Annotated in this window: 12 protein-coding genes; 10 read left to right on the top strand and 2 right to left on the bottom strand. The window is 37.5% G+C overall.

Features of this window, described 5'->3' with window-relative positions; translation table 11 throughout:
- The first annotated feature begins 5 nt into the window (after positions 1-5).
- The 9 genes from U0R11_RS05335 to U0R11_RS05295 all read left to right on the top strand — a co-directional run bounded on the left by U0R11_RS05335 (position 6) and on the right by U0R11_RS05295 (position 10951).
- Entirely contained in the window at positions 6-1421 is a 1416-nt protein-coding gene (locus U0R11_RS05335; RefSeq protein WP_406750343.1) for an aldehyde dehydrogenase family protein, read from the top strand.
- Positions 1412-4222: a BamA/TamA family outer membrane protein gene (locus U0R11_RS05330; protein ID WP_406750342.1), complete on the top strand. Its 2811-nt coding sequence runs from the start codon at positions 1412-1414 to the stop codon at positions 4220-4222. The genes U0R11_RS05335 and U0R11_RS05330 overlap by 10 nt, the downstream gene beginning before the upstream one ends.
- A gap of 20 nt (positions 4223-4242) precedes the next feature.
- Positions 4243-5304 carry a tetratricopeptide repeat protein gene (locus U0R11_RS05325; protein ID WP_406750340.1) on the top strand — a complete coding sequence of 354 codons (1062 nt, stop codon included), beginning with the start codon at positions 4243-4245 and terminating at the stop codon, positions 5302-5304.
- 53 nt (positions 5305-5357) lie between these two features.
- Positions 5358-7298 carry a threonine--tRNA ligase gene (gene thrS, locus U0R11_RS05320; RefSeq protein ID WP_406750338.1) on the top strand — a complete coding sequence of 647 codons (1941 nt, stop codon included), beginning with the start codon at positions 5358-5360 and terminating at the stop codon, positions 7296-7298.
- Positions 7299-7415: 117 nt separating this feature from the next.
- Complete coding sequence (gene infC / locus U0R11_RS05315) at positions 7416-7976, top strand: translation initiation factor IF-3 (RefSeq protein WP_109323029.1); 561 nt, start codon at positions 7416-7418, stop codon at positions 7974-7976.
- A gap of 86 nt (positions 7977-8062) precedes the next feature.
- Positions 8063-8257, top strand: coding sequence for a 50S ribosomal protein L35 (gene rpmI / locus U0R11_RS05310; RefSeq protein WP_109323028.1), 195 nt, complete (start codon positions 8063-8065; stop codon positions 8255-8257).
- Positions 8258-8339: 82 nt separating this feature from the next.
- Positions 8340-8684 (top strand): 50S ribosomal protein L20, encoded by a 345-nt coding sequence (gene rplT, locus U0R11_RS05305; RefSeq protein WP_109323027.1) that lies wholly within the window; start codon positions 8340-8342, stop codon positions 8682-8684.
- A 96-nt stretch (positions 8685-8780) separates the two neighbouring features.
- Positions 8781-9911 (top strand): cysteine desulfurase family protein, encoded by a 1131-nt coding sequence (locus U0R11_RS05300; protein WP_406750335.1) that lies wholly within the window; start codon positions 8781-8783, stop codon positions 9909-9911.
- Positions 9908-10951 (top strand): XdhC family protein, encoded by a 1044-nt coding sequence (locus U0R11_RS05295; RefSeq protein WP_406750334.1) that lies wholly within the window; start codon positions 9908-9910, stop codon positions 10949-10951. The genes U0R11_RS05300 and U0R11_RS05295 overlap by 4 nt, the downstream gene beginning before the upstream one ends.
- Positions 10952-11052: 101 nt before the next feature.
- On the opposite strand, the gene dnaK is transcribed toward U0R11_RS05295, so the two are convergent.
- Positions 11053-12942: a molecular chaperone DnaK gene (dnaK, locus tag U0R11_RS05290; protein ID WP_406750332.1), complete on the bottom strand. Its 1890-nt coding sequence runs from the start codon at positions 12940-12942 to the stop codon at positions 11053-11055.
- Between the two features lie 170 nt (positions 12943-13112).
- On the opposite strand from dnaK, the gene U0R11_RS05285 reads away from it, so the two are divergent.
- The gene (locus U0R11_RS05285; protein ID WP_269002941.1) at positions 13113-14114 is read left to right on the top strand and encodes a fatty acid desaturase; all 1002 of its coding nucleotides are present in this window, start codon (positions 13113-13115) and stop codon (positions 14112-14114) included.
- Between the two features lie 45 nt (positions 14115-14159).
- On the opposite strand, the gene U0R11_RS05280 is transcribed toward U0R11_RS05285, so the two are convergent.
- Positions 14160-16460, bottom strand: coding sequence for a family 65 glycosyl hydrolase domain-containing protein (locus U0R11_RS05280; RefSeq protein WP_406750329.1), 2301 nt, complete (start codon positions 16458-16460; stop codon positions 14160-14162).
- Positions 16461-16469: the final 9 nt, after the last annotated feature.

The raw sequence follows: 16469 nt of genomic DNA, 5'->3' as shown, positions 1-16469 counted from the left end.
AAGCCATGGTTTCACCAATAGAAGATCAAATCGCAGAAGTATTTTGGATTCAAAAATCGTCTTTGGCTCGTCTGAAAAACACGACCCACCAAGAGCGCATTGAAAAATTGAAGTCCATTGAAAAATACATGATTTCTCACAAACAGGAATTGTTTGATGCCCTTTATGATGATTTCAAAAAACCGTCCTCCGAGGTTATATTGGCAGAACTTTTAGGAGTAAAAAGAGAAATAGACCATATATGCCGTCATTTGAAATCTTGGATGAAACCTCAGAAAGTAGATACTCCACTCCTACTTTTAGGTACTCAAGGTTATGTACAGATGGAAGCGAAGGGTATGTGCTTAATCATAGCTCCTTGGAATTACCCATTTAATTTGGCCATTTGCCCTTTACTTTTGGCCTTGGCTGCAGGAAATGCGGTTATGTTAAAACCATCTGAACTAAGTCCCGCTACTTCTTCTTTTATTAAAAAGATGATATCGACCTTGTTTGATCGCAGCGAAGTGGCGGTTTTTGAAGGCGATGCAGCTGTTTCTACTTATTTATTAGAACAGAAATTTGACCATATTTTCTTTACGGGAAGTCCATTGATTGGCAAACTAGTAATGAAAGCTGCAGCTGAGCACTTGACTTCTGTTACTTTGGAATTGGGAGGCAAATCCCCTGCTATTATTGGTCCTCAGGCAGATATTGAAGCTTCAGCACAGAAAATAGCTTGGGGTAAATTTTTAAATAATGGACAAACCTGCATTGCGCCAGATTATGTATATGTGCATGAAAAGCATTATTTCTCTTTTTTGGAAGCCTTAGAAAAGGCGGTGAATCGTTTTTATGATCCCGAGAAAAAAGGGGTACAACAAAGCAAAGATTATGCTAGAATTGTCAATACGCGACATTTTAGTCGAATTATAAGTTTAGTTGATGATGCTAAATTACATGGCGCCAATGTATTATTTGGTGGTGATACAGATGAGCAAGATTGTTTCATCTCACCTACTGTATTGACAAACTGTCATCATGACATGAAAATCATGCAGGAGGAGATTTTTGGACCAATTTTGCCTATTTTAGTTTATAAAGACGAACAGCAGATCATTGATCAATTGGCCAAAGAGGAAAAACCTTTGGCTCTCTACATATTTTCTGAAAACGAAGAGTTTACACAGCATATATTAAAAAATACTAGCTCAGGTGGTGTGGTCGTCAATGATTGCCTCATTCATTATGGTCATGGTGAACTGCCTTTTGGTGGGGTAAATAACTCTGGAATAGGTAAAACGGGAGGTAAATTTGGGTTTATCGAGTTTTCTAATCAGAAATCAGTGTTGGTTCAACATAGTCGGATGATGAAAATGTTATATCCTCCTTATCATTTTAAAGTTCGCTGGATGCTTGATTTTATTTTAAAATGGCTGTAAAGAAATTTGCTTTATTCTTGTGGTGCATCAGTTTCTCACCTAGCTTATTAGGGCAACTGAATTATTCATTATTGGATCAAAATCCAGCTTCCGTTCGGTGGAAACAGCTTCAGGTTCCCAATCATGCCATTCAGATTATCTATTCTGAAGATGCGGATAGTTTGGCTCAGCTAACGGCTCATTATTTAGAAAAACATGTAAATCAAGTAGGTCAAACCATACCGAGTAAACTTCATCCCTGGAAAATTGTATTGCAAAACAGAGGAATTTATTCCAATGGTTTTGTGAGTTTAAATGCTCCAAGAGCTGAATTATTCACGATTCCCACGCAGAATCCTGCCTTAGTAGGAACCAATGAATGGTTAGAGATGCTGGTGAGTCATGAAACTCGCCATATGTTTCAAAATGAGTTAGGTCGACAAGGCCTAGCCAAGGTATTTCGAAGTCTCTGGGGAAGTAATGGGCAAGCCTTATATTCTAATTTAATCATACCCAATTGGTTATGGGAAGGTGATGCGGTAGAAACTGAAACCAGATTAAATCCGATTGGCCGAAGTAAGATTCCAGAGTTCTATTTGCCTCTTCATGCTTATTTATTGGAATACGGTATACCCACCTATGGTAAAATGATGGGAAAATCATATCGTCAATTAGTGCCAAATCACTATGTTTTTGGCCAATATTTGAGTCAATATATTCGTCAAAAACAAGGGGAATTAGCCATTGGTTTAATCTGGCAAAAATCATTGCTTCGTCCATATCCATTTGCCTTTTCTTCTGTGTTAAAGGAACGAACTGGTCTAAGTATCGATCAATTAAGTCATTTAGCATTAAAGGAATTACGAGATTCTATTCAATTGAGACGATTGGATGGTTCAGATAAATCAGAACAAATTAGCCCAAAGGCTTCTCAAACCTTTACATCATATAAATTTCCTTGTTGGGTTTCAGATGATACGTTTGTAGCCATTAAGTCAGGTTTTTCAACCATTCCTGTTTTAGTTGAACTTAGTCATGGTCAGGAAAAGGTATTAACCAAATTAGGACCCATCTCAGAAATGAATATGCTTTCTGCATCCAAAGAATGGGTGATTTGGTCTGAAATCAAATTTGATGTTCGTTGGGGACAAAAACAAGGAACACGTTTGGTTCTATTTAATCGAAAAATGAAGGAAAAGATTTTTTGGGATGGTGACGAAAAGTGGATTAACCCATCCATTAGCCAGGATAATAAGCTAGTTCTTACTTTGGTTCAAAATAATGTTGGATCTTCTCATTTGTTACTACTAGATCTGGAAACACGGCAATTGATTAAAAAAATACCTATTTCATCCGGAGAACAAGTCTTGCATGCACGATTAGCAGATCAAAATCGAATGGTTTATGTGGTGAAAAATCAGCACCAAAAATCCATCAGAATAATGGATTTAGAGCGATTTGCAGTTATTCATGAGTTTCATTTAGGTAGTAAAAATATTGGTGCACCTTTTTTGAAGGGTGATTTTGTCTATTTCAATCAACCCTTTGATGGTATAGATCAGATTGTGCGGATTCATGTAAAAAATAAGCAACAACAAGTGATTACCCACGCTCCTTTTGGGGCATATTCAGCTCAAGTAATTTCAAATGATGACATTATTTATCAGGCTTATCGAGCTTCGGGAGATGTCATTATGGTAAAGAAATTAGGAAATGAGACATGGAGTACTTTGGTACAGTCTAAACCTACTCCTGTTTTACAAGAACTTAAACCTCAATATGTTAGTCAAAAATATTCCAAATGGAATATTTTCAATGTGTATTCTTGGGGACCATTGATTGCTGCCCAAGGAAATCAATTGGAAGTAAGTCTTTTATCCAAGAATGTCACCAACACCTTACAAGCTGGAATTGGATATCAATATGATCCCAATGAACAATCGGGAACTCAATTTGCTAGATTTTCGTATCAAGGACTATTTCCTGTGATTGACGCGTCATTTCAAAATAGTCAGCGAAGCACAAGTTTATATGTGGATAAACGAGCACCCTTTGATAGTTTGCGGACCGATAATTGGATGCAAACAAAAGGGGATATTGGTATTCGACTTCCCTTTAATCTCACACATTCAGCCTTTGCTGAATATTTAACCCTTTCATCTACTTATTCTTTTTTCCAAGTCAGTGGATATGATTTACCCTCAAGGTTCAAAAGCGAGGCCTTTAATGGCTTGTATTCCTCCATGACGCATGCCATTTCTTATTCAAAATTATTAAATAGAGCTTATAGGGACGTGCAATCACCCTGGGGTTATCAAATTGGTCTGCATTGGCAAGGAACACCTTTTAGTCAAAATTTAAATTCTGAAATTTGGTCTGCCCAATGGAAAGTATTTGTTCCTGGCTTATTCAGGCATCATGGTATTTCCTTGAGAGGCGCTTATCAGCAACAATCCAATGGTAATTATACCTTTGCAAGTACCCTTGCCTTGCCACGAGGTTATACGACCGTATTATACAATCGATTGTTCACTTTTTCTGCAGATTATAAATTTCCGATCGCCAATACCGATTTTAATATAGGGAGGTTGTTGTATGTCAAACGATTAAAGGGCAATTTCTTTTTTGATGCATCACAGGGAGAAAATATCGTAAAAGATGGTACATCCACCACTACATTCCAATCATTCGGTGTAGATTTGTCGTCTCAATTTCATTTGATGCGTTTTTCTCAAACATTTGAAATTGGAGTTCGTTGTTTATATAAATCACAAACCAAGCAAATCGAGTGGTATCCTTTAGTAATCGATATAGGATTTTAATTATTTATTGGATAACCCTGATGGTTTTGGGCAGTTTATTGATGTCTTGCGAAACGAATCAAGATTCAAAAGGCGAAAAAATACCTCCTGCATCTGCATTTATAAAAGGAGAAGATCCCCAGCGAGTCATACAATATGTGAGCGCAATTATTGAAGATAAACCTTCATCCACACTTTATTTTATTCGTTCAAAGGCCTATTTTGCTCAAAGGAAATATTTGTTGGCATCAGAGGATATTCAAAGGGCTCTCCAAATCGAATCAGGTGATTTGGATTTTTTATTTCTTTCTGCTCAAATTCATTACCATCTTGAAGCATATACTGAAGCATTAAAAGATGCTATATCTTTGGAGGAAGCTGGATTTTCAGCTCCTGGTTTATGGATATTATTAGCAGAGATTTATGCTCAAACTGCTCAAACCAAAATGGCAAATTACTATTTGGCAAAAAGCCTGAAAGTAGGATTATCGCCTAGCGATAGAGCTTATGTCTATACTTTACGAAATTTATCTATTGGTGATACACTATCTTGGATGAAGTTAGTACGAGATAGTACTAGCATTTATCTATCTGAAACTCCCCTAGCGAGATTGTATTTTCAGCACCAAGGTGATCGAGTACCTATGTTGATATATCAAGCTCAATTATTATCGGCACGTAAAAAATTCCCGCATGACCCCCATTTATTACGTTTTTGGGCTAGGTTTTTGGCTAAGATTAGACAAGTTCCAAGAGCTGAAAAAGTGTATGCAAGTGTTTTAGCCTCATTTCCCTCCAATGATAATTTATTCGCTGAAATTGGTGATTTTTATTTTAAGAATCGGGATTATTATAAATCTATAGCCTTTTTAGATAAGGTTCCAAGCAATAGCCCATTGGCTTCTCAAGCCATGTTTATCAAATCCATAAGCTGGCTATATTTAGGCGAACGATTAAAGAGCTTAGCCTTGTTGGATTCGGCCCAACAATTATACCCTAGCGATATGAGGTTTAGAAGTTTAAAGTATCGTTTGATGAATCGAAATTTGGATTCAACCCGCACTCAAACGGATAGTTTGTCTACTGAGTCTTCCGAAAATTAAAATACGCTCCTAATATTCCTGCTTAATTTGTAAATTGCATAAAATTTGTTCGAATGATAAAAATTACTTTTCCCGACGGAAATATCCGTGAGTATAATTCAGGTGTGACACCAATGGAAGTTGCCTTGTCCATTTCAGAAGGTTTAGCAAGAAATGTGTTGGCAGCTAAAGTGGATAATCAAGTGGTAGATGCTTCTACTCCTATTCAAACGGATGCACAAGTTCAATTATTGACCTGGAATGATACGGAAGGGAAAAAGACATTTTGGCATTCATCTGCCCACTTAATGGCAGAAGCTATTGAAGCATTTTTTCCGGGTACCAAATTTGGTATTGGACCCGCTATTGAAAATGGGTTTTATTACGACATCGATTTAGGAGGAAAAGAGTTTGGAAGTGAACAGTTTAAGCAAATTGAAGATAAAATGCTTGAATTGGCTCGTCAGAAAAGTGAGTATTTACGCAAACCTGTCGCTAAGGCAGACGCCATTGCATATTTCCAAGAGAAAAACGATGAATATAAATTAGAATTACTAGAAGGTTTGGAAGATGGTTCAATAAGCTTTTACACACAAGGAAACTTCACGGATTTATGTCGTGGGCCACATATTCCTCAAACAGGATTTATTAAATCGGTCAAACTACTCAGTGTAGCAGGTGCTTACTGGCGTGGAGATGAAAAGCGTAAGCAAATGACCCGAATTTATGCCATTACTTTCCCTAAGGCGAAAGAATTGGAAGAGTATTTATTTTTGTTGGAGGAAGCAAAACGCCGCGACCACCGTAAATTAGGCAAGGAATTAGAACTATTTGCATTTTCAGAAAAGGTAGGTTTAGGTTTGCCTTTGTGGTTGCCTAAGGGAACTATTCTTCGTGAAAGGTTAGAGAACTTCTTACGTAGAGCCCAAGTTCGTGCTGGCTATTCTCCTGTGGTAACGCCACATATTGGTAGTAAAGAATTGTACGTGACTTCGGGTCACTACGCTAAATATGGTAAGGATTCATTCCAACCGATCAATACTCCAGATGAAGGTGAAGAGTTCTTGTTGAAACCCATGAACTGCCCTCACCATTGTGAGATATATAAAGTCAAGCCTCGCTCTTATAAGGATTTACCTTTGCGTTTGGCGGAATTTGGTACAGTATATCGTTATGAGCAATCTGGGGAATTACACGGATTAACTCGTGTAAGAGGCTTTACTCAAGATGATGCACATATATTTTGTCGTCCAGATCAAGTGGAAGATGAATTCATGAAGGTGATAGATTTGGTACTTTATGTATTTAAGGCTTTAGGATTTCATGAATTTTCGGCTCAGGTATCTTTGAGAGATAAAACGGATCGCGAAAAATACATTGGTCGTGATGAGGATTGGGAAAAAGCGGAATCCGCTATCATTAAATCTGCACAAGAAAAGGGTTTACCTTATGTGATTGAATATGGTGAAGCAGCATTTTATGGTCCCAAATTGGATTTTATGGTACGTGATGCCTTAGGTAGAAAATGGCAATTAGGTACCATCCAGGTGGATTATCAATTACCTCAGCGATTTGAATTGGAATATACGGGTTCAGATAATCAAAAACATCGTCCGGTAATGATTCACCGTGCGCCATTTGGTTCATTGGAGCGTTTTATTGCTATTTTGATTGAAAATACTGCTGGAAACTTTCCATTGTGGTTATCTCCCGATCAATTGGCGGTCTTACCCATTTCAGAGAAATATGAAGATTATGCCAATGAGATCTATTTACGTTTACAAGAGCGTGATTTAAGAGGTTATGTTGATCACCGTGACGAGAAGATTGGACGTAAAATTCGTGATGCAGAAGTTTCTAAAGTTCCCTTTATGATCATTGTGGGTGAAAAGGAGCAAGCAGAAGGTTTGATAAGTATTCGTAAAAAAGGACAAGGGGATTTAGGTTCCATGTCCTTGGATGCATTTATGGCTATTGCTCAGGAAGAAATACAACAATTGACACACGATAAATAGATTTATTGGAGAATATCAATTGCTTGAAACTCTTTTGTTTGCAAATGCGTTAAAATTGATATAGCTTTCGAATTGAATACAAGAATTAACAATAATTATTAAACGAAATTTTACTTTATGGCTTTACGCCCCAATAACAATTACCGAGGAAACAAACGAGAAGAGGAGCCTTATAGAATCAATAATCTAATACGAGGGGTTGCAGAAGTGCGATTAGTAGGAGAAAATATTGAACAAGGTGTTTATGAGTTTTCTAAAGCTTTGGCGATTGCTGAATCTCAAAGTTTAGATTTGGTTGAAATTTCCCCCAATGCCGTTCCTCCTGTTTGTAAGGTCATTGATTATGCTAAGTTCAAGTATGATCAAAAGAAAAAGCAAAAGGAAATCAAAGCTAATGCCACTAAAACGGTCATTAAAGAGATTCGTTTCGGTCCTAATACCGACGAACATGATTTTAACTTTAAATTAAAGCATGCTGTAAACTTCTTAAAAGAAGGTGCTAAGGTGAAAGCCTATGTGCACTTTGTCGGTCGTACCATTGTGTTCAAAGAGCGTGGCGAAATGTTGCTATTGAACTTCGCTAAAGGCTTGGAAGAATTTGGTAAACCCGATGACATGCCAAAATTAGAAGGTAAGCGTATGAGCATAATCTTCTCTCCTAAAGCTGCCAAGAAATAATTTCAATTTTTTTTCATCAAAACAGGGAATTAAAGGGTATTTTTTATACTTTTGCATTCCCAATTTTAAATTTAATTTTTACTATAATGCCAAAAATTAAAACCAACTCTGGAGCAAAGAAACGTTTCAAAGTAACTGGAACTGGTAAAATTAAGCGTAAGCACGCTTTTCATAGCCACATCCTTACTAAAAAGACGACTAAGCAGAAGCGTAACTTAGTTCACGCTACCTTAGTTTCTCCATCTGATATGGACCGTGTAAACTTAATGTTAGGTCTTTAATATCAATTTAAGTTATTGTTCAACCAGAAATAAGGCCTAAAGTACTGTAAGAAGTCGCCTCAATTTCAAAAAACAAATTTCTATGCCACGTAGTGTCAACCATGTAGCTTCTAGAGCTCGCAGAAAAAAAATCTTAAAATTAGCCAAAGGCTTTTATGGTCGCGGAAAAAACGTTTGGACCGTAGCCAAAAACAAAGTTGAGAAAGGTTTGCAATATGCTTACCGTGATCGCAAAGTAAAGAAAAGAGATTTCAGAGGATTGTGGATTCAGCGTATCAATGCTGCCGCTCGTCAAGAAGGAATGTCTTATTCAGCTTTCATGGGCAAATTCAACAAATCAGGAATGACTTTAAACCGTAAAGTGCTTGCTGATTTAGCGATGAACCACCCAGAAGCGTTCAAAGCAGTAGTGAATAAATTAGGTTAATCCTTATTTACATAGCTTACAAGAAAGTCCCAAAGAAATTTGGGACTTTTTTCATGCCCAATATGTATCTTTGTTATACATCCACCCGCTAAGAAATTGAATCGTCCTGTCTATTTAGATTATGCCGCCACAACTCCTGTATCACCAGAAGTTTTGGAAGCTATGATTCCTTATTTTAGTCAGCATTTTGGTAATTCAGGCTCTAACCAACATCTATTTGGTTGGGAAGCCGCCGATGCTGTTGATGAAGCTCGAAAAACCATAGCCACCTATTTTTCTGTTAAACCTGCCTCTATCCTATTCACATCAGGCGCCACTGAATCCAATAATTTAGCCCTATTAGGTTTGTTGGAGCATCAAACTCCTGGTCACATTATTTCTTCCTCTTTGGAGCATAAAGCCGTTTTGGAGCCTTTGGCATATTTAGCTACAAAAGGATGGGAAATTACTTATTTAGCACCTAATTCAACAGGTGAAATAAGTTTGGATCAAATTAAAGCGAAAAAAAAGCCCAATACGTCCCTCGTATCCATCATGTGGGTTAATAATGAAATTGGAACAATCAATGATATTTCTAGTATTGCGACCTGGTGTACACAGCAAGGAATAATTTGTCATAGCGATGCGACTCAAGCATTGGGGAAATTGGATATTTCAAAAGCATATTTACCTGATTTAATGAGCTTTTCTGGTCATAAAATTTTTGGACCTAAAGGTATTGGTGCTTTGTTTGTGAAAGCAAATACTCCCTTACAAGCCCGACAATGGGGAGGTGCACAAGAAAGAAGCTTACGTGCTGGTACTTTACCCGTTCCTTTGATTGTAGGGCTTGCAAAAGCGGTGGAATGTATTCCGCAACTACTGAACTCTTTGGCTCTATTACAAGCTAAAAAACTGGATTTCGAAAAGGCACTTAAAGCATCTTTAGGAGAAAGAATATGTTTCAATTCAATTTCTGAAAATCAAATACCTCACATACTTAATTTTTCCATTTTAGGAGTTGATTGGGAAAAGCTTTTTAGGTCGATGCCCATGTTGGCTCTTTCTAATGGGTCTGCTTGCAATTCTAAATCAACGTTTCCCTCGCATGTGTTAAAAGCTTTAGGTAGAGACGATGAAACGGCTTTGGCTAGTGTTAGGATTTCAATGTCACATATCTATTTGCAAGAGGATCATGATTGGGTGGTGAATTACTTGGTTAAAAGTCTAGAAAAATTGATATCATGAAAGATTGGATACAAATTGTGAATCGTTTGGAACAACTATTGGCTGAAAATATTGACTTAGCTCTTGCCACCGTTGTACATGTTGATGGTTCAGCTTATCGTAGACCTGGAGCAAGAATGTTGGTGACAGGAGATGGAAATTGGTGGGGATCCATTAGTGGCGGTTGTTTGGAAGGCGATATGTTGAAGAAGGCACAAATGGCCATGATGACGCAACAAATTAAATTAGTCTCCTATGATACGCGTGAAGAGGATCCTTTTCAATTAGGAGTAGGATTAGGTTGTCAAGGACTCATTGATATTGTCATTGATCCTATTCGTGCCCATTTGGAAGCTTTTTGTGTAGCCATGAAACAGGCTGTATCGTCTTATGAGCCCGGAGTATTAAGCAGTGAATGGGATGAAAATAAGGCATCATCTTTTCAGTATTTGTATATTCCTCAGTCGGATATTCATTCCTTTGATGCCGACAAAAAAGAGATTTTGCTTCAAAAAATGGCTCATTATCGCCTTTTAGAAGGGAAATCAACTCTTTTAGAATTCATCCCTCCTATGCCTCGTATTTGGATTTTCGGGAATCAGTTTGACGCTTTGGCTTTGATTCAACAAATAAATCTTCTGGCTTGGGAAATACATTGGGTAGGTAATGTTCAAAAAATAAATCCTCTTGGTAAGAAATTGGTCAAGCAAGTATATGATTGGGAAGCTGATTTTCAAATCCTACCAGATGATTCTCTGGTTATGATGACCCATGACTTTGATCGAGATGTGTTTTTAATGAAAAAGTTAAGTTCATTGGAACATGTTGCTTATTGGGGAATTTTGGGTCCACAAAAGCGTATGGATAAAATGCAAGGTCATTTGAATGATGAGGGTTTGGATATTTCCAAACTCAGAAAAAAATTAGCTAGTCCTATTGGTCTCGATCTAGGTGCAGAAGGTCCTGAAGAAATCGCAATTTCGATTATTTCTGAAATTATCGCACAAAAAAATAATCGAGATGGTCAGGCACTTAAGTTCAGGGAGATGCCAATCCATTAATATTTCAATGCTTTAGAATAGATTATTGATAGATAGGTATATAAACAAAAAACTCCCAGCGTAGCTGCTGGGAGTTTAAATAAACCTCTAAACCTATTTAACTATTTTACTTCCTCGAAAGCTACATCTTCTGCTTCACTAGCGCCATTGGCAGAAGCATCCGCTGTATTTTCTGTGGCACCTGCAGTTTCACCAGCAGCGTACATTTCTTGGGAAGCAGCAGTCCAAGCTGTATTAAGTTTTTCCAAGCCAGCATCAATAGCAGCTATATCTTGGGAAGCATGAGCTGTTTTTAATTCAGCTAATGCACCTTCAATAGCTGATTTGTTTCCTTCGGAAAGCTTCTCTCCATATTCTTTCAATTGCTTTTCAGATTGGAAAATTAAAGCATCAGCTTGGTTGATTTTTTCAACACGCTCTTTCTCAATTTTATCGTTCGCTTCGTTGGCCTTTGCCTCGTTGCGCATTTTTTCAATTTCAGCATCTGTTAAGCCACTTGAAGCTTCAATACGGATTTTTTGTTCCTTACCAGTTCCTTTGTCTTTCGCAGATACATGCAAAATACCGTTAGCATCAATGTCGAAAGTAACTTCAATTTGAGGCACTCCACGTTGTGCTGGTGGCAAACCATCTAAGTGGAAACGTCCTAATGAACGATTATCCTTCGCCATGGGTCTTTCTCCTTGCAAAACATTTAACTCAACGGATGGCTGGTTATCTGCGGCAGTCGAGAATACTTCCGACTTCTTAGTTGGAATGGTTGTATTCGCTTCAATTAACTTAGTGAATACACCTCCCATCGTTTCAATCCCTAAAGATAATGGAGTCACATCAAGTAACAAAACATCTTTTACTTCACCGGTTAAAACTCCACCTTGAATAGCAGCTCCTAAAGCGACAACTTCGTCTGGATTCACTCCTTTAGAAGGTTTCTTTTCAAAGAATTTTTCTACTTCTTCTTGAATTCTAGGGATACGAGTAGAACCACCTACTAAAATAACCTCATCGATGTCAGCATTAGAATATCCTGCATTTTTCATGGCTCTTTTGCATGGCTCCAAGGTACGTTGAATCAAACTATCAGCTAGTTGCTCAAATTTAGCACGCGTTAAATTGCGAACTAAGTGCTTTGGAATACCATTCACTGGCATGATATAAGGTAAATTGATCTCGGTGGACGCACCCGAACTTAATTCAATTTTAGCCTTTTCAGCTGCTTCTTTTAAGCGCTGAAGTGCCATTGGATCTTTACGCAAGTCGATGTTTTCATCTGAAATGAATTCTTGAGCCAACCAATCAATGATTACTTGGTCAAAATCATCACCTCCTAAGTGGGTATCACCATCCGTAGATTTTACTTCAAAAACCCCATCACCCAATTCTAAGATTGATACGTCAAATGTTCCACCACCTAAGTCGAACACCGCAATCTTCATATCCTTACCTTGCTTGTCGACACCGTAAGCTAATGCAGCAGCAGTAGGCTCATTGATGATACGTTTCACTTCTAAGCCTGCAATTTGACCCGCTTCTTTCGTTGCTTGACGTTCTGCATCATTGAAATATGCAGGAACAGTAATAACAGCCTCTGTAACAGTTTGTCCTAAATAATCTTCTGCTGTTTGCTTCATCTTCGTTAAGATTTGCGCAGAAATTTCTTGGGGGGTATATAAACGATCACCGATGCGAACACGTGGAGTATCGTTATTACCTTTTTCAACTTGATATGAAATCGTTTTTAATTCAGAACTTACATCACTATATTTTTTACCCATAAATCTTTTAACAGATGATATGGTATTTTGAGGATTGGTAATCGCTTGTCTTTTGGCAGGATCTCCTACTTTACGCTCCCCATTCTCTAAAAACGCTACAATGGAGGGAGTTGTCCTTCTTCCTTCTGAGTTAGCAATAACAACTGCCTCATTTCCTTCCATTACGGCCACACATGAATTGGTGGTACCTAGGTCAATTCCAATAATTTTTCCCATGATTATTATTTTATTTTTTACCCCCATGTTACAAGGAATATGCCATGAAAGCTGTTTTAAGCAAATGCTGACATATTGTCACGTACTCTCCCATAAATAATAAAATTCAATAAATTTCGTCAGTAAATAGGCATATGTGTTATCTTTGCAACAAGAAAATATGTTCAATTATGTCTGAATTTAATGACTTTACGTGGGTAGAAGGTTCAGAGCCTCATCGTCAACGTACAAGAGAAATCATCAAGAAACACCCCGAAGTAAAAAAATTAATTGGTAAAAATCCGAGCACAATGTGGTGGATTTTAGCCTGTGTTGGTTTACAAATTACCCTAGCCTATTTTTTGAAAGATTCACCTTGGTGGTTAATTGTTGCAGTGGCTTGGTTTGTGGGAGCATTCCCAACCCATACCTTATTTGTATGTATTCACGAGACTGCCCATAATTTGGTATTCAAAAAAAATTCATGGAATGTGTTTGCTGGGATTGTTGCCAACTTCCCATCTTTATTTCCTACGGCCATTTCTTTCAAAAATTATCACTTAAAGCATCATGCTTTTCAAGGGGTACATGAACTGGATGCGGATTTACCTGATTATTGGGAAGCAAAGTTGATTAACAATTATTTCATTGGTAAAGCCATTTGGTTGTTGTTATTTCCCTTCTTTCAAGCTATTCGAACCATTCGTTGTATTGAGTTAGCCGTATTTGATCGCTGGGTAATCATGAATATTGTAGCACAATTCGCTTTTGATGCTTTGATTGTGTACTTGTGGGGCTGGCCAGCATTGGCTTACATGGGTTTAAGTTTCCTGTTTTCTGTGGGTTTACATCCACTAGGCGCTCGTTGGATTCAAGAGCATTATTTGGTTTTAGATAAAAATCAGGAAACGTATAGTTACTATGGTGGTTTGAATGGCATCAATATGAATGTGGGTTACCACAATGAACACCATGATATGCCTTCTATACCTTGGAATAATCTTCCAAAATTAAAGGCAGCAGCACCTGAGTATTATGATAATTTGAAATACCATACCTCCTTTGTCAAATTGTTCTTCACTTTCCTATTCTCTCAAGAGGTAGGTTTATATTCAAGAATAGCCCGTAAAGAACGTGGCGGAGTCGTATTAACGGATGTTTCTACACCCGATATTGATTTAGCGAAAGAATAATTGATCATTCAATAGTATTAAAAAGGCCTCATTTGAGGCCTTTTTTTATAAAACTACAGTTGAGTTTGCTCCAACATGAACCTTCTTATCATGGATGACAATTTCACTAGCATGACCCGCTAAATTTTGTACTTTCACCCCTGCTTGGTTGACTTCAATTTCTAAATGATCATTTCTGAAATTGATTTTAAAACGGTAACTCTTCCATTGCTTTGGTAAAAATGGAGCTAAGTGTAATTGGTTATTTTGGACACTTTGCCCTGCAAAACCTTTAATAATAGACATCCAGGTTCCTGCCATGCTGGTAATATGACAGCCATCTTCGGTATCATTGTTATAATCATCTAAATCCAATCTAGCAGCTCGGGTATAAAATTCGTAAGACTTGTTTTCTTTTCCCAATTTGGCTGCCAAGATGCTATGAACACAGGGACTTAAGGATGATTCATGAACGGTTAAAGGTTCATAAAATGTATAATTTCTTTCAATCTCATCCAAAGAGAAATCTGATTCAAAAAAGTACATACCCTGTAAAACATCTGCCTGCTTAATATAACATGAGCGTAAAATTCGATCCCATGACCAATGCTGATTGATGGGACGTTGTTGGGCAGGGATTTGATCAACGGGTGCAATGATTTTATCTAAGAAACCATCTTGCTGAAGATATATGCCTCTTTTTTCATCTCTTGGATAGTGCATATACTGAACAATATGCTCAAACTCTACTAATTCCTCTACTTTAAATTGACTTTTTTCGAGTTTAATAGAAGTCTCATTCGGGTACAATTGAGTGATTTCTTGATGAACTTCTTGAACATAAGACAAACACCAAGCTGCTAGGTAATTGGTATACCAGTTATTATTGACATTGTTCTCATACTCATTTGGACCAGTTACGCCCAACATGACATATTTTTGAAGATTTTCTGACCAATTGACACGTTGCTGCCAGAATCGAGCAATGGCTAATAATACATCCCAACCATAATCAAGTAAGTGTCTTTTATCATCTGTGTATTGTACATAATCCTTGATGGCATAAGCAATGGCACCATTTCGGTGAATTTCTTCAAAGGTTATCTCCCATTCATTGTGGCATTCCTCCCCATTCATGGTCACCATTGGATATAATGCTGCTCCGTGGTCAAAACCTAGTTTTTGTGCATTTTCAATGGCCTTATCCAATTGCTTCCAACGGTAGATCAAGAGATTTTTAGCTACTTGAGATGGCGCTGTAGATAGATAAAAAGGTATGCAATAAGCTTCTGTATCCCAATAAGTAGATCCGCCATATTTTTCACCTGTAAATCCTTTGGGACCAATATTTAATCGATCGTCTTTGCCTGTATACGTTTGATTGAGTTGGAATATGTTAAATCGGATTCCCTGTTGGGCTGCTACATCACCTTCAATCACAATATCATTACTTGTCCATTTTTCTGCCCAAGCTAAAGCCTGCTCTTGTAACATTTTGTCAAACCCTTTAGATGCGATCTTCGTTAGGTATTGGGATAGTACTATTTCAAAATCTGTGGTCGGGTGATTTTCGGAACTTAAATTAATGGCATATTTCATTAAGGTAATAGGCTCATTTTCAATCACTTCCACTTGGTAATTTAAGGCGCTGTATTTTTCTCTAGTCTCAGATTGGGCTTGAACATTGACTTTTTGTCCATTTTGGAATACCTGCACTTCTTGGCCGGTGATGACTTCAAAATGAGTTTTTTTTGTTTTTGACCATACAAAGGAACGATTTCCTTGAGTTTCTACTTTGACTTGATCCCAAAACTTCTCTTGGTAGTTAGAATCTTTATTTTGAATATCTCCATCGATATAGGCTTTTAGTTGAATCGATCCAGAGAAATTGACGGGTGTGATGCTGTATGAAATAGCACCAGATTCGTCATCGGCCATGCTATTGAAACGAATGGATTTAATTTTTAATCGTTTGTTGTTCGATAAGGTGATTTCGCAAGTACGAAGCAAATACCCCTCCTTCATATTCAATTCTCGATAAAATTCATGTATCCTTGCTTGGTGTAGGTCGACCTTCACTCCTTCTATCTCGATATCTATTCCGATCCAATTGGCGGCATTTAATACTTTGGCAAAATATTCTGGATAACCGTTTTTCCACCAACCAACGCGCGTTTTATCAGGATAATATACCCCTGCCACATAATTCCCTTGAAGTGTTTTACCCGTGTAGCTTTCTTCAAAATTAGCTCTTTGCCCCATTCGGCCATTTCCTAATGAAAAAATGGATTCCGTGATTTCGTTGAATTCAGGATGGAATGAATCTTCAATGACTTTCCAAGCATCATGTTTTAAATATTGTTTCATAGGGTTCTA

The organism is Aquirufa salirivi (assembly GCF_045310485.1).
In the GTDB taxonomy this organism is placed as follows: Bacteria; Bacteroidota; Bacteroidia; order Cytophagales; family Spirosomataceae; genus Aquirufa; species Aquirufa salirivi.
The sequence above is the reverse complement of the archived record's forward strand: the minus strand, read 5'-3'. Positions and strand labels throughout refer to the sequence as shown.

Excerpts from the sequence above, each read along its gene's own strand:
- U0R11_RS05335 (WP_406750343.1), top strand. The coding sequence starts at position 6 with ATGGTTTCACCAATAGAAGATCAAATCGCAGAAGTATTTTGGATTCAA.
- U0R11_RS05330 (WP_406750342.1), top strand. The coding sequence starts at position 1,412 with ATGGCTGTAAAGAAATTTGCTTTATTCTTGTGGTGCATCAGTTTCTCA.
- U0R11_RS05325 (WP_406750340.1), top strand. The coding sequence starts at position 4,243 with ATGGTTTTGGGCAGTTTATTGATGTCTTGCGAAACGAATCAAGATTCA.
- thrS (WP_406750338.1), top strand. The coding sequence starts at position 5,358 with ATGATAAAAATTACTTTTCCCGACGGAAATATCCGTGAGTATAATTCA.
- infC (WP_109323029.1), top strand. The coding sequence starts at position 7,416 with ATGGCTTTACGCCCCAATAACAATTACCGAGGAAACAAACGAGAAGAG.
- rpmI (WP_109323028.1), top strand. The coding sequence starts at position 8,063 with ATGCCAAAAATTAAAACCAACTCTGGAGCAAAGAAACGTTTCAAAGTA.
- rplT (WP_109323027.1), top strand. The coding sequence starts at position 8,340 with ATGCCACGTAGTGTCAACCATGTAGCTTCTAGAGCTCGCAGAAAAAAA.
- U0R11_RS05295 (WP_406750334.1), top strand. The coding sequence starts at position 9,908 with ATGAAAGATTGGATACAAATTGTGAATCGTTTGGAACAACTATTGGCT.
- dnaK (WP_406750332.1), bottom strand. The coding sequence starts at position 12,942 with ATGGGAAAAATTATTGGAATTGACCTAGGTACCACCAATTCATGTGTG.
- U0R11_RS05285 (WP_269002941.1), top strand. The coding sequence starts at position 13,113 with ATGTCTGAATTTAATGACTTTACGTGGGTAGAAGGTTCAGAGCCTCAT.
- U0R11_RS05280 (WP_406750329.1), bottom strand. The coding sequence starts at position 16,460 with ATGAAACAATATTTAAAACATGATGCTTGGAAAGTCATTGAAGATTCA.